Source organism: Pedobacter sp. PLR (assembly GCF_026239675.1).
In the GTDB taxonomy this organism is placed as follows: domain Bacteria; phylum Bacteroidota; class Bacteroidia; order Sphingobacteriales; family Sphingobacteriaceae; genus Pedobacter.
Genome location: NZ_JAPIVQ010000012.1, coordinates 125943 through 146994, shown reverse-complemented (window position 1 = coordinate 146994; position 21052 = coordinate 125943). Strand labels below are relative to the sequence as shown.

The following is a 21052-nucleotide window of genomic DNA, read 5'->3' as shown; positions in this document are numbered from 1 at the left end:
TAAATTATAAGATGGATTGTTGTTTTTAGGTGTAATCTGTATAATAAATTATTTTAATTTGCTATATAAAAATAACAATACCCTGCTGAAATTTTCCTTAGTTTGTTCACTGAAATCAAACTTTTGCTTTTTAACAAGGCTTTCCTGAATCGATCTATTAAAATGAGTTTTATTGAATTCGGTAGTATCTTGGTAAATTGTTTTTTGAAATGACAAAAGCTCCTCTGGTTTAAAAAGTTTTTCCATAGCTACTTTTTTCCAGCTAGCCTGAATGTGTTCAAGTGTTAAAATTTGGTCTTCAACTGAAATGCCAAAACTCTCTTTGTATCTTGCTTCTTGTGTTTTACCCTCTTTATCTGAGTCTAATAGGACCAAGAAATTTTTGCCCCATCCCAGATACAAACTGATCAGAACATCCATGTTACTAGAACTAGTGCTTGGAGATAGGTTTAGATCAAAATCTATCTCTAATATCACATCTTTAAAATAGGATAAAGTGTAATAGTCATTTTTACCTTCCAAAAACACACAATTAGGCACGTTTTCGAGGTTGCTGGGTACATAATCAAGTACATCAAGAATAGGCTGGAAGTATGCAGTATTGTGAGGATGTGTTGAAGCAAATTGTTTGTAAGGTTGAATAATAATATTGGTTTTTTTAATATCATATTCCTCCATTTTTTCTAGTCTTAAACCTTCATTCTTTACTACGTAAGTGCTTTCTAGCCAATGGGGATTGATTAAGTGATGACTATGAGTTGTGTAAATGATTTTACCATTACCTATTAGATTTTCAAAACTCTTTAGCAGTTGCTTTTGAGCTGATGAATGTAGATTTGATGCCGGTTCATCAAAAAGAAATATAATTCCTTGGGGTGAATCCTTCCTAAATGGTCTAAACTGGGTGAATAGTAAGAAAATGAAAAACCACTTAAAGCCAAGCGACCGTTCATTAATTTGATAAATACCATCGTTAGCTTCAATAGCAAATTCAAGATACACCAATCCATTTTCATCAAGATCGTAATTAATTATAACTTTTGTATCGAGTATTTTTCTTTTAAATATTACATTCCAGGCTTCAAAAACCACTTCAGTTACCTTTTTTTCCATCAGCTGTATCAATCTCTCCAAACTTCTTTTATTCCCTCTCTCTTTACTCTTAATTCTATTTATTAAATGTGTTGAAATATTAGTATCATTATCTAAGGAATTAAGTATGTCTTGCACTAAGCTTATGTAAAATAAGTCCTTAGGTGTAGATTTTTCTTTAGTTTCAAGTGCAATTTGAGCGGGAAAGTCAAACAGGAAGTTTGGGAAGTAAAGTATATTTGGAATTAACTTTAAGCATATCCCTGATAACGATAGGTTTGTTTCAGGATGATATTTATCGCCTAAGGCAGTATATTTTTTTGAATTACTTTTTTTACATACACTCAATCCGCTCCATGTAAGCTTTGAGTTTATATATTTTGAATCTTTATAATGAAAAGCTTTATGAAAGCTTAACGTCTTAGTTGGCTTAATGTTTTTAAATTCAGTGTTTTTAAACAGGTATTTATTTAATTCTGCTGTATCTTCATTCTCAAGTGTTAAAGTAACATCAATTTTAATTATTCCATTAAAATTGTCTCTTTTACTTATTGGAATTAACTCATCATAGTCACTAACAGAGGAACCTGGAATTTTAAGTGCTTTCAGCCCAACATTCCCAATGCTAAAAAGATTCATGGCTTCCAAAATAGTGGTTTTTCCACTCTCATTTAATCCAACAAGGGTATAGATATTTGCATTAGGCGACTTGTCTAAATCAAAAGTCATATCTTCAATGCCTTTGAAATTTTTTATAATAAATTGTTTATATTTCATAATTAATAAAGCGTTAATTATGCAAATAGCGTTGTTTCTAACATCACATGTTGCGCAATTGTAAAACTGATTGTGAAAAAATTTTAAAGATAGTTTTTTGTAAAACTTCAGTCTGAAATTTATATGTACGGATAAATTGTTATCTCAAATCTTAGTAAATTATTTCAAATAAGCAAGCCGAATTTTAGAACGAGTCAAAAGAGTAAGCAGGAATTGGGCAGTAGCCCTATTCTGTACCTGTATGCGTTGCGAAAGAGCTAAAGAATCCTCGGGGGATTCTTTATCCTACAGAAAGGTCATCAAACGGTGGATATAGGGTCCTGGCTGGAATCCTACCTTTCTCGTTGTTTTATTTAAGAAGGGAAATAAAGAAAGGTGTTTTTGCAAAAGAGTTTCCCTCGCGCATTTGTGGCTTGCAAAAACACCTTAGCCCATGCCCACCGCGCGGTTTTTGCGGAGGTGTTTACGGAAAGGACTATGGTTTTGAAAAAAGGGCAGTGGCTTAATCATTTATCAGCATACTTTTTAAACTTTCAATTTCCCGATGGTGGTTTGCTAGTGTGCTCTGCTGAAACTTAAATAGTTTTTCCATAAGGATCACTTTTTCGTATGGAATATCCTGTGAACTTTCCTGCGGTATTCTCCGGTAATTGTGGAAGGTATTTAGTGAAATGCTTAACAAGTCTGGCAGAATTTGCATCGATTTACAGTATTGCCATACATTGAGGTTGAATAAATACTCATTGATCTTGTATTTGTAGATTTGCTTTTTCATAGTGGCAAGAATTAAGTGTAATTATCATTTGTTGATTTAGTTTACTGTTGTAGTGGTGTTATTGATGCAGAAGACGGTCTGACTGCTGTCAATCAGATAGATGACTTCGATTAATTTTTCTATATACTCTTTTACTACCACCATTGTACTGCCATCCTCTAAAACCTCGTCAATAGTAGGTTTCCGATAGGCATATTCTACAATCCGGCTAAATATCAACCGCCATTCGTTTAGGCTCATAAAGCTGAAAAAGTCCTTAAAAAAGCATTGGGTGTTTTTGACTTCTTTATCCGAAAGACTTTTAAAGTGGGTGGTTATAAGCGTGCTGTAATACCTGTTAAGGTCTATTTCACATGGAGTAAGTGTGCATGGATCACAATGCAAAGAGAACTTAGTATCCCTGCAAAAGAAGATGTGACCTGCTTCCAGCAATTTCAGTAAGCACCTGTAATTATAGAAGTATTCTTCACTTTTTCCATACTGTTTGTTCGTACATGCTGATTTGATCAGCAGTAGAATTTCAGTGCGAAATGCTTCAATGTCTATTTCATATCTGCAAAAATCTGAAATGAATACGTGTGGGTTTAGGATCTGCTTATCTGTAAGCTGATTGTACCGGAGTTTGTTTCTATTGCTCATAATTTTGAAATTAATGAGCCTTGGAGATGCAGAAATAGGTGCGGAACTGCATCTCGTAGTTGCATAAAAGTTTCTGAAGCCTTACGTATCACAAGTGTACAGCAGTTCCGCACCTATTTTAGGAATACGCTAATATAGCATATTAGTAAATAGGTTAGGTATTCTGCTGTCTTGCGCTACGGCTTCAGATAATGCAACCGCAAGACTCTAAGTGTTTTAATAATGGTTTATTTACATTTTTATTTGTTTAATACCCTAAGGTAACGATATAAAGTTTATACTCCAAATAAAAATACTCTTTTTATGGAGTGTGTTAATGTGGAGTATTTGCTTTACTTTATTTCATGGCAAATAGCGATCTTTTAACAAGTGAAAACGAGCTAAAGAAAATAGGATTAAGACTTAAAAGCCTTAGAAAATCAAAAGGTTATACCAGTCCAGATAAGTTTTCTTATGAACATAATCTAAATCGTTCCCAATATGGCAAGTATGAGGCAGGGAGTGCTAATATCACCATTGGCACTATGATTAATATTCTTAATTGTTTTGGAGTCAGTTTAACTGAGTTTTTCAATGAAGAATATGAAAACCCAATTAAATAGGAAAGCGGGAATGATCTCCGACCATTCCCGCTTCATTCTAAATTAACGCTCTCATATATAAGACGCTCATACGGTCCATATATTGTATTCCTTGCCAATTAAATTTTCGGATCCTTCCAGTAAAATGGGAGAGAGCATCTGCTTCAGTTCCTAAATTCCAGATGTTTTAACCGCAAAGTTCAATAGTTGATTGGTGAGTAGGGTAGATTTTCAAAATGACTCACCGAATCGCTCACCGATTAGGAATGAATTTGGTGTGAATTTCGGCAATCTCTAAAATTGAAAAACCCTGTTAATCGGACGATTAACAGGGTTTAAAACGAAAAAGGCTTAGATTTCTCTAAGCCTTTCTGTGATCCCGCTGGGATTCGAACCCAGGACCACTACATTAAAAGTGTAATGCTCTACCAGCTGAGCTACGGAATCAATTATGTTCCCTTGTTTCGGGATTGCAAAGATAGAAAAATTTATTAAAAAACAATTATGTAAACACAATATTATTAGAAAAAACCGCGTTGATCTACGCTTTAACACCTGTTCTTTGTATTATCTATTTGATGATCAGCTGTTTGATTTACTAAGAAAAATCGAATAAAATATTCCAACACAGCAGAAAAACATACAATTCTCCGCCAACCCACTTGCAAAATCAGATAAAGTGAAAGAAATTTTCTAAAATCCCCGGAACCACCAGGCGATTTAGCGCTGAAAAGGTCTTCAAATTCATCAATCCCGAATTAGACATTTCAAAAGACAGGCAAATACTTCAAATCATCGGCGACATTTTCTGCAAATCCCTCAGAAATACCAAATCTTTATAATTTTCTTATTCCAAGGTAACATCAGCGCTAAAAACAGAAGGGTAGCAGGAGAGGAGCTGCCTTCGGACAGCTTTCGGCATCAGTTCCTACTGCGCTTCTATCAAATAAGACTTAACTAGATTGCAAATAGGTGGTTGATAGGTCCTTATTAGGTCTGATTGACCTAATAAGGACTTAATGAAGTCCTCGTAACTATCAATTTAATTAAGCCTCATTATGAACTTATTCCGGGAGGATTCCGTACCTTACCTAAGCAAGCTATTGTAAATCAATTAAAAACGTACTCATGGGCAGCTTAAACAATGGATTATTTGGAGGATTTAATGGCCGGGTGGGCAACCTGGTCGGCTATATGTTAAACGGGAAGTCGATTATCAGAACAGTGGGGCATAGTACCAAACCACTCACCACCGCAAGAAAAGCCAATTGTGAGCAGATGACTGTCGTAAACGCCTTTCTAAGGCCAAATATGACCTTTATCAGGTCTGGTTTCAGACTAATAACCGCCGGAACGGATAAAAACTTTTACAATGAAGCTGTTTCTTACAACAAAAAACATGCAGTACAAGGGGAGTATCCAAACATCAGCATGGACTATACCAAAGCCCTGGTTAGCATGGGAAGCCTCTTAAAAGCAGATAAAACCACGATTTCTAAACATGCAGACGGTATAGAATTCAAATGGGAAGTTCCGGCAGACTTACCCTGGAGAAATAGAAACGACCGCGCAATGTTATTGATCCATTTTCCTGATGCCAGAGTGTCTACTTATGTGCTTAGCGGATCCAGGAGACATGTAGGTAATGAGGTTGTCGCTATCGACACAAATCTTGCAGAAAGCCGTATGGAGGCCTATATTTCCTTTATCGATGAAGATGCAACTGAAATTTCAGACAGTGTACATGCAGGGTCTTTAAATGTAAAATCAGTTGAACCGGAGAATTTTTCGGAAGAACCTCAGAAGAATGCGACGAAAGACAGCGCTAAGACCACTAAGACCAACAAATCTGATAAAACTGTTCACAATAAACAGACTGTAAAACAACAACAGGCTAAAAAACAAGTGCTTAAAACATCGCGGAGCAAAAAGCTAAATCAGCAACTCAGTTCTTCAAGCTATTTTTCGCTACACAAAGGCCAATATACTTTTCCTACACCCTCCTGATAAACAAATATTCTTATTGTTTTAATCGAATCTGGAAGCTTTTTAATTCAGAATGGGGATTCCTATGACTTTTTGCCAGGCAACAGTGCTGTTGCGTATTCAGCATAAAATTAGGGTAAAAACGCCCGTTTCCATACTACAGGGCATAAAAAAAGGAGAGAAGGGCAAACTCTTCAACTCCTTTCACGCCAATATCATCGGCATTTAACCCCCTTAAGGTTATGCTTTGACAGCTGTGGCGGCTGTTCTGTCTTTCTGCATTGGCTTTAATCCCAATAACTCGAACATCTTACGATCGTCATCCAGTTTTGGATTAGGCGTAACCAGCATTTCTTCACTTTCACTGGTGAAAATAGAGTTGGCACCTGCCATGAAACACCAGCTTTGTTCTTCGGTAGTCATTTCCGCTCTTCCAGCGCTCAGTCTAACCATCGCTTTTGGCATCAGAATTCTTGCAGTAGCAATCATTCTTACCATTTCCCAGCTATCCACTTTCGGCAAATCTGCTAAAGGCGTTCCTTTTACTCTGGCTAAGGCGTTTACAGGTACTGATTCCGGATGTTGCTCTAAATTTGATAAGGTATGGAGCATGCGGATTCTGTCTTCATGAGTCTCACCAAGACCGATAATACCACCTGAACATACTGAAATCCCTGCTTTTCGAACATTGTTCAATGTCGATAAACGATCGTCGTAAGTTCTGGTACTGATCACTTCCTGATAAAATTCTTTTGAAGAATCCAGGTTATGGTTGTACGCATACAATCCGGCTTCCTGCAATCTTTCCGCCTGCGCTTCATTGATCATTCCTAAAGTACAGCAAACCTCAAGGCCGATTTCATTCACACCTTTTACCATTTCAATGATTTTGTCAAAATCGCGGTTGTCGCGTACTTCACGCCATGCTGCGGCCATACAGAAGCGGGAAGAACCTGCGTCTTTAGCCCTTTGAGCGATGGCAACCACATCATCTTTGTCCATCAATGCCTTTACGGTGATGCCGGTATGGTATCGTGCCGCCTGACCGCAATAAGAACAGTCTTCCGGACAGCCGCCCGTTTTCACAGAAAGTAAGGTGCAGACCTGAACCTCGCTGGCTTTATGCCATACGCGGTGTACAGTTGCAGCCTGATAAACAAGTTCCAATAAAGGCTGGTGGTAAATGTTTTCTATTTCCTGGATAGACCAGTCATTACGTAGGGTAGTATTACTCATTTGATATCTTTTTTGTTGGTTGTCGTTAATAATAGCTGGATTAAGCGGATATGGTTTTGGAAAGGTCTTCCATCCAGCTGTGGTATAATTTGCTTTCTATAGCAATGATCTGCTTCGCATGATCTTCCCAGGAAGGGGAGAACGTTTTCAGCTGTACAATCATTTCCTCCAGGTGTCCCTGTTCTTCTAAAATGATCGAGCGCACACTCACTTTACTGTTGTTTTTGCTTAAAACATCCTGATAAATAGGATAAATCACATCTGCACGTACTTCAATGGCATACGTAACCAATAGATATGCAGCAAATTTTAATGCTGATCCATGCAGTTGTAAGGTGTTTTTTAAATACCGGCTGGTCAGCAGATCCAGTTTATTCAGGTAGTATTTAGTGCTGTATGGTGCCAACAGGTAGTCCGGCTCATAAGTAGGGCAGGCCGCTGCATTTAACCGGCTGATTTGTTTTTTCAGATAGAAGGCATGACGGTGTTCTTCGGCCGCATGTTTTAAGACCATATAGGTCGATGTTTCCGGCTGTTCATTCGCAGAGATCTTTCTAGCCCCTATATTTTCCTGCAAAGAGAGGGTATTGAGAAAGCGGGCATGTACCTCATCATCGTTTACTATATGTTGTAGCAATACTTCTAATTCCATTGATTTCATTTGTTTGAGCCAAAAGTATTACCTTGCCGGATAGTTAATAGGTACCAGTTTTAAGTTTATGAGTAGTCCGGTTCAAATTCCATTTCAAAGTGTGATCCGTATCGATCGGTTATTAGATCGTCCGGTATACCTTCAGATCGCCCATCAAATGATCAATGCCATCCAGCGGGGCGTACTTTTGCCAGGCATACAGCTGCCGGGCACCCGAAGTCTGGCCATAGATCTCGAAGTCCACAGAAAGACCATAATTGCAGCTTATGATGAGCTGGATGCCCAGGGATGGACGGAAATCAGGCCAAATAAGGGCACTTTCGTCAGAAATAAGGGGCCACAGGAAAATACCGCATTGGAACCTTACGATGAAAAGTTTTTGACCAGCTATCCGGCAGCAACCGGCTACCGCTTTAAGCAAAGCATCTTACTGGATGTGCTTCCGGTTACGACTACCGCCAAACTGGAATTTAACGATGGCTTACCTGATATCAGGCTTTTACCTCTGGATAGATTGTCGAAAGTGTACGGTGGGATTCTAAAGAGTAAAACCAATTACAAGCATTTCGGCTATTCCCATGTAGAGGGAAATGAGTATTTCAGAGAAACTTTAGCGCAATACCTCAACAATACCAGAGGTTTACATATCAATAAAAACAATATCCTGACCACCAGAGGGATTCACATGAGCATTTACATGGCTTCCAGTATGTTAATCGAGCCCGGAGATCTGGTCATCGTAGGTGATCTGAGCTATTATCTGGCCAATATGTGCTTTCAGCAATCCGGTGGAAAGATCATTTCTGTGCCTGTAGATGCAGACGGAATTTCCGTGGATGCGATCCGGGAATTGTGCAAGACTAAGAAAATCAGGATGTTGTATTTGACGCCTCACCACCATTATCCAACCACCGTTACCCTAAGTGCAGAAAGAAGGGTGGAGTTGTTACAATTGGCTCAATTGCACGGTTTTATTATCCTGGAAGATGATTATGACTACGATTTTCACTACAATGGAAATTCGGTGTTGCCCCTTGCAAGTGCAGATACGAACGGGATGGTAGTATATATAGGTTCTTTTTGTAAGTCGCTGGCACCAGGATTCCGGTCCGGATATCTGATTGCTCCTGAAAACCTGATCCGGGAAATGGCAAAATTCCGCAGACTGGTAGACCGGCAGGGCGATATGTTGATGGAGCAGGCACTCGCAGAACTGTTGGAAGAAAAGGAAATCCAGCGACACCTTAAAAAAGCGGTGAAAATTTACCAGGAAAGGAGGGATGTTTTTACGGAACTCCTGCAAAATGAGCTTGGAGAAGAGTTGAGCTTTGCTTCGCCACCTGGCGGATTGTCGGTGTGGACAAAATGGAATCCTCAGCTAAACCTGATGCGGATCAGTAAAAACTGCCTGAAAAGAAACCTGCATCTGCCTAAGGAACTGTTATACCAGACAGATAACTTCACCGCAATGCGGTTGGGTTTCGGAAACCTGAGTACGGAAGAACTGGAAGAAGCTGTTCATATTTTATCGCTGGCTGTTAAAGAATCCTGATCTATAGCTAGCTACTCCCTCTTTATCAGATTTTACGGAGCAACTGCCTGATGGAAACCAGGTGGCCAAACAACACAACCGGTACAATCAGGGTTGGCAGCCATACAAAAGGGAAATTAGGTAGCGCGATATTGGGTTGATCAAATGCGAACTTCTGAAAAGGAGATGGGGAAGAGAAAAGGGCAATACATACAATATTGATCAGCAACGCCAGGCAAATGACATTCCAGGCCAGTATCAACTTAGGACTTAACTTTCCCTTTTTAATCCCATAGAAGGCTACAAATGGTGCGGTAATGCCTGCAAGGATATCGAAATTTCTGCCTTCAAAAGTCATGATTTCAGGAACAGCTTTGTTCAGGTACAACAGGTAAAGCCCGATTTCAACAGGTATCCTGATCAGGTTTAGATAAGTCAGATTTTCTAAAGGCAGACCGTCCAGGAATGCCCTGCCCTTTACACTCACAAACAACGAAATAATGGCAATGATCATAGGGAAAATGCCAAATAGAATGATTTTTGGTGGAAGCGAGTTGGTGTCCGTATTATAGGTGTTCTTAAAGGCTAAAATACCCTGTATGATCATCCATAAGATTAAAATGAGGACCATTGTGCCTGCCTTTTTTTTGGTAAACCTGGAATCAGAGCCAAGAATCGTCCACTGAAGTAAGAATACCGTGGCGATAGCTATCAGACAAAAAAGTACAGAAAGGTAAACTGGTAAGGATTCAAGCATGATTCTCTGTATGAGTACTTTAGCAATATACTGATTTTGTCCTGGTTGTGCTATTGCTATCTTCAGAATCAAGGTGTTTTTGAGCTTAAATTAGCTTAAATTCGTATCTGTTCGGAATCGCAATAAGAAGATCAGAGAAACCTTTGGCAAAAACCAACAATGAACCCGAATAAAGAAACCGCTATGACCTTAAAAGAAATTATGGATGAGCTGCAATCCAAAGGCAGCGAACAGATCAAAAATATTCTATTGAAACATGGAGTCAGAGAACCGTTTTTTGGCGTAAGAGTAGGGGACCTGAAACCCATTCAGAAAAAGATTAAAATGGATTACCAGCTGGCGAAAGACCTGTATGCTACTGGAAACGCAGATGCGATGTATCTGGCAGGTTTAATCGCCGACGATAAAAAAATGACGAAGGAGGAACTGCAAACCTGGGCAGAGCAAGGTTTGTCTACCAACATTAGTGAATGGACTGTGCCATGGGTAGCTGCAGGCAGTCGCTATGGCTGGGAACTGGCTCTCGAATGGATCGATCATAAAGAAGAATATATTGTTGCATCAGGCTGGGCAACACTCAGCAATCTCGTTTCGCTTAAACCAGATGAGGAACTAGACATTCAGGACTTAAAGGGATTATTGGAAAGAGTAGTTCGGGAGATTCCAACGGCCGGCAATCGCGTCCGCTATCAAATGAATAACTTCATTATTGCAGTAGGCGCTTATGTAGCAGCCTTAACTGCTGCTGCAATTGAGGCTGCTAAAAAGTTGGGGGTCATTACTGTTAACGCCAATGGTGCTGCTTGCAAAGTCCCCAATGCAATTGACTACATTTTGAAAATAAAAGATAAAGGCACAATCGGTAAAAAGAAGAAAACGGTTAAGTGCTAGTAACAAAAACGCTGGTTTCTGGCATAAACCAGCGTTTTTGTGAACTGACTTAGTTCCGGTTTCCAGTCTTCGCCTGTCGCACATTCTGCCCTGCCTTATTGTTAAATTTATACAAAAAACTAAGGCGGTAACGGTCCGCATTTGGATTGTTAATTTGGTTAAGCATATAATTACTACCGGTAGTTCTGGTCTTAAATTGACGCGAATTTAAAATATTGCTGCCATCAAGAACCAGTGTCGCTTTATCCTTAAACAGGTTTTTACTGATCCCGAGGTCTAAATTGTGGATGGCCGCTGTCCTGCTTTGTGCATTTCTTTCCGCAGTGCTAAAGTTATAGCGTCCCTGAAAACCAAAACGCATCGGTAATTTTAGTTGCGCACTAATGCGGCTGGTTAAGGCTTCGCCAGAAAAATTAAAGTCCTGGTCCTGATAAAACCCCCGTTGTTTAAACGCATAAACATTAAATTCTGCATTCAGTTGTAAGGCGCTTACCGGTTGATACAAAATAGAAATCTCCAGGCCTTTACGGGTTTCATAATTGATGTTAACAGGAGTAGTAATGAAAGTGTTTCCTTCCTTTAAATAGGTATAGTCCTGAATTGGATGCCCGATATATTGATAGTATAAAGATGGATTCAGGGTCACTTTATGCCAGCGCTGCAAAAAGCCAAGTTCAAAAACATCCGCATAAGAAGGGTTTAAGTCAGGGTTCCCAACGTATTGCGCGTTAAAATCAGTGATTTCATTAAATGGATACAATAAGCTTAAGGAAGGCCTGTTGATACGTTTACTGTAACTCAGTTGCAGGCTTGTCCCTTCTTTAAATTGATAACCCAAATGAGCAGTTGGAAAAAACCTGGTATAATCCTTCTCCCTTTGAAAAGTACGCTCGCGGTCTTCAATGCGGACTTTAGTCAGCTCTGCACGTAAACCCAACAGGTAGGAAAAGGCTTTCCATTTGCTGCTGATTTGCGTGTATCCACTACTGATTAGTTCTTTATAGTCTAGCTTATTGTCAATCTGATCAAGAATTACCCAATCATTTCCTTCCTGTTTTTCCGCCAGATAATCACTGCTCACTAACCTGTTTTCTACCTTTAATCCGAATTCCAGCGCAGTATGCGCCGTAACTGGTTGTACGTAATCTGTCTGTAAAAGGAAATCCTTGCTCGCTCCGGTAGCACTCGTTCTGATCCCTGGCAATGTTTCCTGATTGGGTGCGATTCTGATGGTATTCAGCGCCCAGGATTTTTCACTGTTCCAGAAATCATATTGTAAGTCTATGCTGAACTTTTTCTTCGGATCGGTAAAACTGCGTGTGTAATTGAACTCAACCTGGTTGTAAGAGCGCTTTTCTCTGGATTCTCCATTGCGAATTAAAGCGCTGTCGACAAGATGATTGCTGTAATCGTAGTTTAAACTGGTTTTGTCATGGTCTTTAGTGGCATTTTTGAAGAATGCCGCAGTGATGGTATTGTGATCATTCAGGAAAAAATCTGCACCCAGATACAGGAGTTTTCCATCGTCATGTCGGTTTTCATTTTTCAATTGATTGTACCGTGTAGCAGGTTGGTCCGGTGGACTAACCACTTGTTCGGAACGGTATAAGCCAACGTAATCGGTATTGCGAATGCCGAAAGTAGAAAACAAATTGAATTTATCTGATTTGTAGTTCAGACTCGGGTTTATGCGCAAGTCATTCGGGATTCCCCCAAGCAGCTTTACCTGACCTGTAAATCCGGCTTTATTGTTTTTCTTAAGGATGATATTGATGATACCGGCAGCGCCAGCAGCATCGTAACGGGCAGAAGGGTTGGTGATGATCTCTACCCGGTCAATCTGTCCGGCAGGAATCTGATCCAGCGCATTACTCTGTGTTAACCCCGTTTTCCGGCCGTTGATCAAGATGAGCACACTGGGGTTTCCTCTTAAGCTGACCTGTCCTGTTGCACTAACAGTCACTGCAGGAAGGTTATTGAGCAGGTCGTTGGCAGAACCATTTTGCGACAGGAGGTCTTTTCCTACCACAAATATTTTCTTGTCTAACTTCAGACTAACGCCAGGTTTATCTCCTGTAATGGCTACTTCATTCAGGGTTTTGTCGAAGGGGCTACCCGCCGTCGGGTTCTCCCTGCTACCTGCAGCTGGTTTTTTAGTACTGTCTGCTACTGGTTTTTCAGTAGTTTGTTGTTGTGCAGCCGAATTCAATATACAGCTTAATGATAAAAGGAAAAATAACAGTAGTTTCATGGTGGTTTATTTGTTTAGTACAAGTTTAAGGAGCCGGATTATTTTATGACCGCTAAAACATGTGAACTGCTCTATATCCTTTTGAACTACATTTTTCTGCCCTATATTCGCTCTATCTTTAATCTATGAACCGTTTTATTTTATTTATTCTCCTGCTGCTCTCTTTTTCTTCTTGTAAAACAGAAGTGGATTCCCTTGTCGTAAGTCCGGTATATCAGTCAGGGGATGATTTGAACCGGGCATCTCCGGCTTATGACGACAGCAATTGGCCTAAGGAACGGACAGCTATAAAGGACCAGATCTATTGGGCGCGTATTCCTGTTGAACTGCTGGGAAATAAAAGTGTCGGGGAGCATGCTGGCCTGATGATCCATGCTTTTGGGGCTTTTGAGGTGTATTGGGATGGGGCGTTGATCGGGAAAAACGGCCGGATTAAAGAAAATGATCAGGAAGAAATCCCCGGTACGGCAAACACTTGTTTTATGATCCCTGATTCGCTGGCCGGCAAAGGGAAACACCTGGTCGCCATCAGAGCCTCTCAATCCTATTTAAGCGATGACCTTCGCGGTGTCTGGATTTCAACAGGGGATTATGATCAATTGATTAAAATGCCGCTTGTTGTCGCTTCTTTTATGAACATGATCGCCGGCGTATTTCTGATTGCCGCGGTATATTACCTCTTTATCTTCATCAACAGCAGGAAAAAGGACTATGCAGTGCTCATATTTTGTATCACCTGCTTTCTTTTTTTTATGTTACAGCTAACGGAGTATAGCAAGATTTATATTACCATTCCTTATTCAAAATTTTACCTGAGACTCGGGATTATCGGCGCGCTGACTTTCCTGATTGCTTTATTGATCCCCTGGTATTTTAGTATTCAGTTTCATTTTAAAAGGAAACTATTGCTGATGGGCCTGCTGCTGTTGTCGCTCCTTTTTATATATGGCTATAATTATGGTGCTTACGACGTCACGGCCAGGTATTTAAGTTTCGCAATGTGGGTTGCAGCCCTCGGGATTGTGGGGACTGCGGTTGTTCAGAAGGAGAAAGGAGCTGGTATTGTGATGGCTGGATTGTTGGCTTCGGCTTTGATTACTTATTGCCTGTATTATGATTTTGCACTGTTTATTAGCTTCAATATCATTATTTTATGTATGCTTTTTCTACACACCATCAGAACCAGAGATGCCGAAAATGAATACAGATCGGCCTTGCTGCTTTCTGCCAGACTGAAAACGGAATTACTCAAGAAAAATATACAGCCACACTTTATTAAAAACACGCTTACTTCTCTGATCGATTGGATAGAGGAATCGCCAAAACAGGGGGTCATCTTTATTCAGGCGCTTTCAACAGAGTTTGATTTGATGAATGAGATCGCCGATGAGACCTTAATTCCTGTGGAAAAGGAAATCGAACTGTGTAAAGTTCACCTGAAAGTGATGCAATTTCGAAAGGAAATAAACTATCAGTGGTCAGACTCAGGGATTGATCCTAAGGAGACCATTCCACCAGCAATCTTCCATACAATACTGGAAAACGGGATTACCCACAGTAAACCCTTACCGGATGGAACGGTAAGCTTTCAGCTAAACTTTATCAAAGCGCCTGAATTTAAACAATATACCTTGTTAACGATTGCTGAAAATCGCGAGAAAAACCGGGCAGGGAAACCGCGGAAAGAATCGGGAACCGGTTTTCGGTATGTTAAAGCACGATTGAGGGAAAGCTATGGAGATCAATGGGAATTCCATTCCGAACCAGTGGATCAAGGTTGGAAGACCATCATAAAAATTTACAAATGAGGATACTAATTATAGAAGATGAAACGAGAATCGCCGGCAGGATTGAACGGATGACGCGTGGTTTTTTTGCACAAAAATTAGAGCGGCTGGACCGTTTCGAATCTGTTGGAGAAGGCTTGTCATTTTTAGAAGATCAGGAGATCGATGTGTTGCTGTTAGACCTTAATTTAAACGGCGAAGATGGTTTTACACTTTTAGAATCTGTCATATCCAGATCTTTTCACACCATTGTGATTTCTGCCTATACGGAAAAGGCGATTACGGCATTTGAGTATGGTGTCCTTGATTTTGTGGCTAAACCATTTGATGAAAACCGGTTAGCGCAGGCTTTTTTGCGGATTTCCAGTCCTCAGCAAGCGGCAAAGGGGCTTAGGTTTTTGGCCGTAAAAAAAGCAGGAGAGATCTCTATGGTGGATATAAAGGACCTGATTTACATCAAAGGGGCTGGGATTTATTCAGAACTTCATTTGAGCAACGGGAAACTGGAACTGCATGATAAATCATTGGAAAAGCTAGAGCAATTGCTTCCTGCGGCATTTGAGCGCGTGCATAAATCTTATATCGTCGCCATTGATCAATGTGAAAAGATTATGGTGAATTCGGGAAGTAAATACGATTTGCTGCTGAAAAACGGGGAGCTGATTCCGGTTGGGAGGACGCGTTATCCTCAGTTGAAAGAGAAATTATTTGAGTCTTTATGATCCTTGCTTTAAACCGGGGTACCATAAAGACTCAAATCAGGATTAATTATAGGCGAACCTATACTTGAAGCCAACTTTTAAGCTCGGCAAGGTCTTATGTACATCCGGAGTAGTTTTGTAGTTTTCCTTTAGGAGGACTAAACCTGGTGCTGTCGAAAAAGAAAGTTCCTTACTCAGTACATATTCCAGCTCTGTAGCAATGCTTTGGGAGAAATAACTGGAAGTATTCCCATTCCAGGTGCCCGTTAAGCGGGCGTTGTAATGGACTTCAAACATAAATTTATCAGACATATTTACCTCTGCATTCGCATTTAATCCAGCACCGGCACCGTAGTCATAGAATCGGCCATTGTACTTGCCATTTTCGCCATAAGCACCAATTAAGATCGGGCCCATGCCGACAGAGGTTTTTAACTTCGTCTTACTGTTGAGTCCAAACTCAGAAAACAGGTAGAAATTAATACTTTGTCCGCCATAATACCAGGCTTGATTGTTAATGTAATCGTAGTTTGAGGTGATGGAGACCAGGTGTCTGGACCGGCTATTGCTACTCAAAAGCCAGCCGTTCACGGCGCCCACGATATTTAAGGCGTTTACAAAGGAACTATCATCCTGACCGACTTCCGCATTAAGGACAAAGCTGCCAAATGGGGTTTTATAGTTTTCAAAAGGGTTTCCATAGATCAGTTTCAAACGACCATAAACGCCGAAATTGGCCTGGTCATCTCTCATATTGACCTTTCTGATCCCACTTTCTGCTTCAAGCAACAATAACGTACTGTCTATCTGTTCAGTTCTTGAGGCTAGTTTTCCCCATTCACCATCCGCAATTCTTCTGAATCCATTGGTTGGGTTGATCACCATGCTGACGGTTTCATTGAGGTATCTTCTGAATCCTCTTCTGCGCACCTGAAGTATTTTTCTGGTTAAACGGTGAACGGATTCTCCGATCGTAATTCCGCCGATAGTGGTATTGATGATGTCATTCTTAGAAGGGGCCTGATTTTCACCGGCAGTTTCCCAAAGGTAACTGCCTACCAGTGCAGCAGGGGCGGATTGCCAGAAAGTAAAGCCGTTAGACCGGAACGAATTGTAAAATACGCTGCCATGGTAGGGATGGTCGATCTGATTGGTCGGGAAAGCGTCGTCGTCCCATGCCCAGTTTTTAAGCTTTAGGTTGTGTCCGATGGTTTTCAAACTAATATTTGAAAACTCCGCATGGGTGATAAATTTGCTGTAAGACCAGGGAATAAGTTCTGCAATTAGCAAGGAGGAGGATGCCCTCAGGAACCGTTTTTTTACCGGAATTTCTTCGATTGGACTTGCCAGACTATCTGTCTCTGACTGGGGAGACGTTGTTTGCGCATAAATTGGAATGGAGATGCTCAGAAAAAGGAGGGGTAGCGTCGTTCTTAAGCCGGAGATTATACTCATATATTTAGTTACCTTCAAGTAAAAACACCTTTATCTACTCCTAAGGTCAGATAAAGATGTATTAAATTGGTAACACTGAAACATCAGGAATGTTTCTAAACGGAGCTGTTTTTTTTACCCCATTGCTAAATAACCCCTTTTAGGAATGATGATTATTTTAATTCTTTAATCAGATTCAATAAGTCCTGCTCGGATTGAAATCCGGTAACTCGTTTTATTTCAACGCCATTCTGATAAATTGCCACCACAGGAAGGCCTTCTATTTTAATGGATTTGCTTAAGGATTTTGCCTCATCAACATTTACTCTTTCAATGGCTACTTTACCTTTTAGCTGATTTTTTAACTTCAGTAAAACGGGCTCCATTTGTTTACAAGGCAGACACCATTCTGCATAAAAGTCTACCAGCACATTTTTATTTGCTTTCAGCATTTTATCAAAATCAGTACTGGTAAAAAGGTCTGTTTTTGGTTTTTCTGCATTATTTAACGGTAAACCTTGCTGTTCCCAGGCCACAATGCCTCCTTTTAGTTCGTAAACTGTCGCAAAACCAAGTTCCTGCATTTTCTTAACAGCATTAGCGCTTCTTCCGCCACCTTTACAATAGACGTAAACAGGTTGCGTTTTGTCCATTTTGGAAATGCTTTCCTGGAAGGTTGCATCGTAAATGTTAAGGTTCTTTGCCTGATCAAGGTGCCCGGTATTGAATTCTTCCGGAGTTCTTACATCAAGAATTACCGCTTTACCAGCGTTTTTTAACTGATTTTGGAATTCTACCGCAGAGATCGTCTTGCTGCTGTTTTGCGCAAAAGCAGCTGGACTGCTGAAAAGTAAAAACCCGGTAAGGAGGATAAGGATGGAAATGCTGCGGCTGTTATGATGCTGATCAATTTTCATTTGACGTTTTTAAAATGTTGATATTCAAAATTAGGAAATACTATTGGGTTCTTTAGGGCAGGATTGTCATGTTTCCATCATTCCATTTAGGGGTTCAGGGAATCAATTGCAAATATTCTAATCTGCTGGTAAGGTAAAAACGGAGTGATGCTGAAAGAAAAACACCTGATTGGGCAGGGTGGTGTTCGATTTGGGGAATTAGTAAAGGGTTTGGAATAAGGTTTTTTCGTAATTTTGATTGTGATGGTAATTAGACGAGCAATTTTAAACGATATAGGCCCGATTATGGAGCTGGTTAAAGCGGTAGTGCCTTTGATGAATGCTGCCGGAAACTGGCAATGGGACGATACTTACCCAAATCCTGCTGCTTTTGAAAAGGATATCAGCCTTCAGCAGCTTTGGGTTGCTGATATTGAGGGGGCAATTGCCGGAATTGCTGCAATTACTACGGATCAGGATGCGGAGTATGCACAGGTAGGATGGGATCTTGAGGAAACCGCTATTGTGACACACCGGTTAGCCGTTAGTCCGGATCACCAGGGGAAAGGAATTGCCGTTGCGCTGCTGCAACAAGCAGAAAAGGTAGCCCTGGATCGCGGGATTCCAGTGCTCCGAATTGATACCAATTCCGAGAACGAAGCCACTCAGCGATTGTTTCCTAAACTAGGTTATGAATATGCAGGGGAGATCGACCTGGCTTTCAGGCCTGGATTGAGGTTTTATTGCTACGAGAAACGCCTTATAGGAAACATCTTAAATAAAAAAACACCTTCCTTTTAAAACCAGCGTGAGCAGGTATTTGTTATAGTAACAGCCATTCTTTTGATGCTGGATGGTCTTGTATTTTGAATTTTTTGCGCTCTGGTTCACGGTTGCTTTAACGAAAGGAGATGTGATGGATAATGTGACAATTAACAACAAAGGACAAGCAAGGATTTTTGAAAACAGATATCTTGAAGCACTTACGAAGACCCGTCCATGGGTGATTTACAGCATTTATATTCCCACGGTTATCTTTTTAATCTATTATGTCTGGTCTGGTTACCATTATTCGATAATGCTGATGTTCTGGATATTTTTGAGTGCCATGTTTACCTGGACGTTTTTCGAGTACCTGGTGCATCGTTTCCTGTTTCATTTTCCCGCAGGTACTAAGTTAGGGAAGCGGATGGTGTACATTTTTCATGAAAATCATCATGAATTCCCGAGAGATAGAAGACGGCTTTTTATGCCACCAGTGCCAAGTTTAATCATGGCTTCTGTTGTGTTACTACTGTTCTGTGGGCTCTCTCTTTTAGTGTTTGATTCAGGAGGTTATGCGTTGGTGTTTTTTTCTGGTTTCATTTCGGGATACCTTATTTATGTTTCTATCCATTATGCTATTCATGCTTTTCCACCCCCGAAATATCTGAAAGTGTTATGGCGAAACCATCACTTACATCATTATCAGCAACCAGATAAAGCATTTGGTGTCAGTTCGATGCTTTGGGATACCTTGTTTAGTACTTTACCTGATAAAAAGAGCCCGGGCCAGGGAGATAGGGACTACAATTGATGGGATTATACAGAACGGAATTGATGACCGGGCGCTGAATCAGAGCTGATCACAGGTGTCTGAAATGAGGATAAGGGTAAAACTCCAATAGCCGGAAAGCGATAAGCACCGGAACCTGGAACCGTTATAAAAAGGAATTTTTAAAAAGGAGAAATGACATGGAAACATTTTTTGTTGAATTTAATGTCGGGAGTCTGGAGTTAAGCGGCATTGTGACCGCAACCAGCCATTGTCGCATGTTTAAGGTGGAAATGGTGACCAATGAAGATGATCCAATCATACTCCGTCGGTCTTTAAAAGGAGAATGGCTGGTTTTAGAACGTGGAAAAAGAACATTGTCCGACAAAGATTTTCAAGAACTTGAAGGGGCAATAGACGAATGGCTGATTGAATTTTATAGTGCGAAGCGTATTTTAGTCCTCACAGATTTTTCTGAGGCTGCCGCGAATGCCGCGAGGTACGCCGCGTTATTGAGCCGGGATTTAAAAACCAGAAAACTGGTGCTATACCATTCCTTTGAGTCTATTTTAATGCCGTCAACAACCGGTTTTGCTCCGGTAGGACCCGGGTTTACGGAATCGTCAGCAGGAAGTCTGGAGAAAATTACGAGATTAAAAGAATCACTGGAACAGCTGGTCTTGCCGGAAACAAAGATTGCAACCAGAAATGATGACCGGACGCTGATTCCGGCAGTAACGATGCTGGTGGAGCAGCTCCGGACGGGGCTGGTGGTGGTGGGTATGACCGGAAAGAGTACGCTGGAACAGATTCTTATTGGAAGCAATACACTGGATTTGGCGAAAAGTTGTCCTGCCCCTTTATTGGCAGTGCCTTCCGGAGCCACTTACCAAAAAATAGAAAAAGTGGTTTTTGCCTGTGATTTGAAAAATGTGGTGGAGTTAACCCCACTTCTGGCCATCAAAACCTTTGTTAAAGCATTGGGTGCCTCCTTGTTGATCTTAAATGTTGACCGTCGGGTCGGGGATTTTGATCCTGATGAAATGATACAGTTGTCAGGTTTACATGAGTTATGGGACGATCAGAAACCTGAATATCACTTTGTAGAAAATGATGATGTTGCAGAGGGGATAATTGCGTTCGCAGACCGGAAAGGGGCACAATTGGTGATTACTATCCCCGGGGTATATGGTTTCTTTGAGGGAATTTTCCACCAGCGGGTCACTAATCAGCTGGCTAGCCGTTCTCATGTTCCGTTAATGTTGTTTAGAGCTTAATTATTGGTCAGAAAATGTCTTGATTTTTGGTTTTCTCTACAGAATTGCCTGGATATTTTAAGCTTTAGGGGGATATGTCGGGCGTTAATTTGATTATTTAGTTTTATTTTTCGAAAATTAGGCTATTTTTGTTTTCGGAGCTAAATGAAACAGATTACAGCGCATTTCATATCCTGATAATTCAAATACTAACTCTTTTCCTGAGAAAGCCTGATTAACTCCAAGACCAAAGGTCCGCGTTTTAAATGCAATGAC

Annotated in this window: 18 protein-coding genes and 1 tRNA gene; 9 read left to right on the top strand and 10 right to left on the bottom strand. The window is 40.5% G+C overall.

What is annotated here, in order from left to right; all coding sequences use genetic code 11:
- Positions 1 to 48 precede the first annotated feature (48 nt).
- The 3 genes from OQX61_RS23750 to OQX61_RS23740 form a co-directional block, all read right to left on the bottom strand.
- Positions 49 to 1869: an AAA family ATPase gene (locus OQX61_RS23750; protein ID WP_265844334.1), complete on the bottom strand. Its 1821-nt coding sequence runs from the start codon at positions 1867 to 1869 to the stop codon at positions 49 to 51.
- Positions 1870 to 2371: 502 nt separating this feature from the next.
- Complete coding sequence (locus OQX61_RS23745; protein ID WP_265844333.1) at positions 2372 to 2644, bottom strand: hypothetical protein; 273 nt, start codon at positions 2642 to 2644, stop codon at positions 2372 to 2374.
- Positions 2645 to 2680: 36 nt separating this feature from the next.
- Entirely contained in the window at positions 2681 to 3283 is a 603-nt protein-coding gene (locus OQX61_RS23740) for a hypothetical protein (protein ID WP_265844332.1), read from the bottom strand.
- 344 nt (positions 3284 to 3627) lie between these two features.
- Between OQX61_RS23740 and OQX61_RS23735 the strand changes: the two genes are divergently transcribed.
- The gene (locus OQX61_RS23735) at positions 3628 to 3885 is read left to right on the top strand and encodes a helix-turn-helix transcriptional regulator (RefSeq protein ID WP_265844331.1); all 258 of its coding nucleotides are present in this window, start codon (positions 3628 to 3630) and stop codon (positions 3883 to 3885) included.
- Between the two features lie 353 nt (positions 3886 to 4238).
- Here OQX61_RS23735 and OQX61_RS23730 read toward each other — a convergent pair.
- Positions 4239 to 4311: transfer RNA gene (locus OQX61_RS23730), tRNA-Lys, on the bottom strand.
- 681 nt (positions 4312 to 4992) lie between these two features.
- Between OQX61_RS23730 and OQX61_RS23725 the strand changes: the two genes are divergently transcribed.
- Positions 4993 to 5871: a DUF6266 family protein gene (locus OQX61_RS23725; RefSeq protein ID WP_265844330.1), complete on the top strand. Its 879-nt coding sequence runs from the start codon at positions 4993 to 4995 to the stop codon at positions 5869 to 5871.
- 219 nt (positions 5872 to 6090) lie between these two features.
- Here the strand turns inward: OQX61_RS23725 and bioB are convergent, their stop codons facing one another.
- Together bioB and OQX61_RS23715 are read right to left on the bottom strand one after the other, a co-directional pair.
- Entirely contained in the window at positions 6091 to 7086 is a 996-nt protein-coding gene (gene bioB / locus OQX61_RS23720; RefSeq protein ID WP_265844329.1) for a biotin synthase BioB, read from the bottom strand.
- 40 nt (positions 7087 to 7126) lie between these two features.
- Complete coding sequence (locus OQX61_RS23715; protein WP_265844328.1) at positions 7127 to 7738, bottom strand: hypothetical protein; 612 nt, start codon at positions 7736 to 7738, stop codon at positions 7127 to 7129.
- 67 nt (positions 7739 to 7805) lie between these two features.
- On the opposite strand from OQX61_RS23715, the gene OQX61_RS23710 reads away from it, so the two are divergent.
- Positions 7806 to 9290, top strand: a complete 1485-nt coding sequence (locus OQX61_RS23710; RefSeq protein ID WP_265844327.1) for a PLP-dependent aminotransferase family protein — start codon at positions 7806 to 7808, stop codon at positions 9288 to 9290.
- Positions 9291 to 9315: 25 nt separating this feature from the next.
- Here the strand turns inward: OQX61_RS23710 and OQX61_RS23705 are convergent, their stop codons facing one another.
- Positions 9316 to 10026, bottom strand: coding sequence for a hypothetical protein (locus tag OQX61_RS23705; protein ID WP_265844326.1), 711 nt, complete (start codon positions 10024 to 10026; stop codon positions 9316 to 9318).
- Positions 10027 to 10185: 159 nt separating this feature from the next.
- On the opposite strand from OQX61_RS23705, the gene OQX61_RS23700 reads away from it, so the two are divergent.
- Positions 10186 to 10917 carry a DNA alkylation repair protein gene (locus OQX61_RS23700; protein WP_265844325.1) on the top strand — a complete coding sequence of 244 codons (732 nt, stop codon included), beginning with the start codon at positions 10186 to 10188 and terminating at the stop codon, positions 10915 to 10917.
- A gap of 49 nt (positions 10918 to 10966) precedes the next feature.
- Here OQX61_RS23700 and OQX61_RS23695 read toward each other — a convergent pair whose 3' ends face one another.
- Positions 10967 to 13168, bottom strand: coding sequence for a TonB-dependent receptor (locus OQX61_RS23695; protein ID WP_265844324.1), 2202 nt, complete (start codon positions 13166 to 13168; stop codon positions 10967 to 10969).
- A 125-nt stretch (positions 13169 to 13293) separates the two neighbouring features.
- Here OQX61_RS23695 and OQX61_RS23690 point away from each other — a divergent pair, with 125 nt between their 5' ends.
- Positions 13294 to 14976, top strand: coding sequence for a histidine kinase (locus OQX61_RS23690; RefSeq protein ID WP_265844323.1), 1683 nt, complete (start codon positions 13294 to 13296; stop codon positions 14974 to 14976).
- Entirely contained in the window at positions 14973 to 15677 is a 705-nt protein-coding gene (locus OQX61_RS23685) for a LytTR family DNA-binding domain-containing protein (RefSeq protein ID WP_265844322.1), read from the top strand. Before OQX61_RS23690 ends, OQX61_RS23685 begins: the two co-directional genes overlap by 4 nt.
- 42 nt (positions 15678 to 15719) lie before the next feature.
- Here the strand turns inward: OQX61_RS23685 and OQX61_RS23680 are convergent, their stop codons facing one another.
- Entirely contained in the window at positions 15720 to 17111 is a 1392-nt protein-coding gene (locus OQX61_RS23680) for a DUF3943 domain-containing protein (RefSeq protein ID WP_265844321.1), read from the bottom strand.
- A gap of 152 nt (positions 17112 to 17263) precedes the next feature.
- A complete protein-coding gene (locus tag OQX61_RS23675; RefSeq protein WP_265844320.1) occupies positions 17264 to 18007 on the bottom strand; it encodes a thioredoxin domain-containing protein in 744 nt (247 codons plus the stop codon).
- Positions 18008 to 18250: 243 nt separating this feature from the next.
- Here OQX61_RS23675 and OQX61_RS23670 point away from each other — a divergent pair, with 243 nt between their 5' ends.
- From OQX61_RS23670 to OQX61_RS23660, 3 genes are all read left to right on the top strand, one after another.
- The gene (locus OQX61_RS23670) at positions 18251 to 18787 is read left to right on the top strand and encodes a GNAT family N-acetyltransferase (RefSeq protein WP_265844319.1); all 537 of its coding nucleotides are present in this window, start codon (positions 18251 to 18253) and stop codon (positions 18785 to 18787) included.
- Between the two features lie 58 nt (positions 18788 to 18845).
- Complete coding sequence (locus OQX61_RS23665; RefSeq protein ID WP_265844318.1) at positions 18846 to 19562, top strand: sterol desaturase family protein; 717 nt, start codon at positions 18846 to 18848, stop codon at positions 19560 to 19562.
- A gap of 158 nt (positions 19563 to 19720) precedes the next feature.
- Positions 19721 to 20797 carry a universal stress protein gene (locus OQX61_RS23660; RefSeq protein WP_265844317.1) on the top strand — a complete coding sequence of 359 codons (1077 nt, stop codon included), beginning with the start codon at positions 19721 to 19723 and terminating at the stop codon, positions 20795 to 20797.
- Positions 20798 to 21052 lie beyond the last annotated feature (255 nt).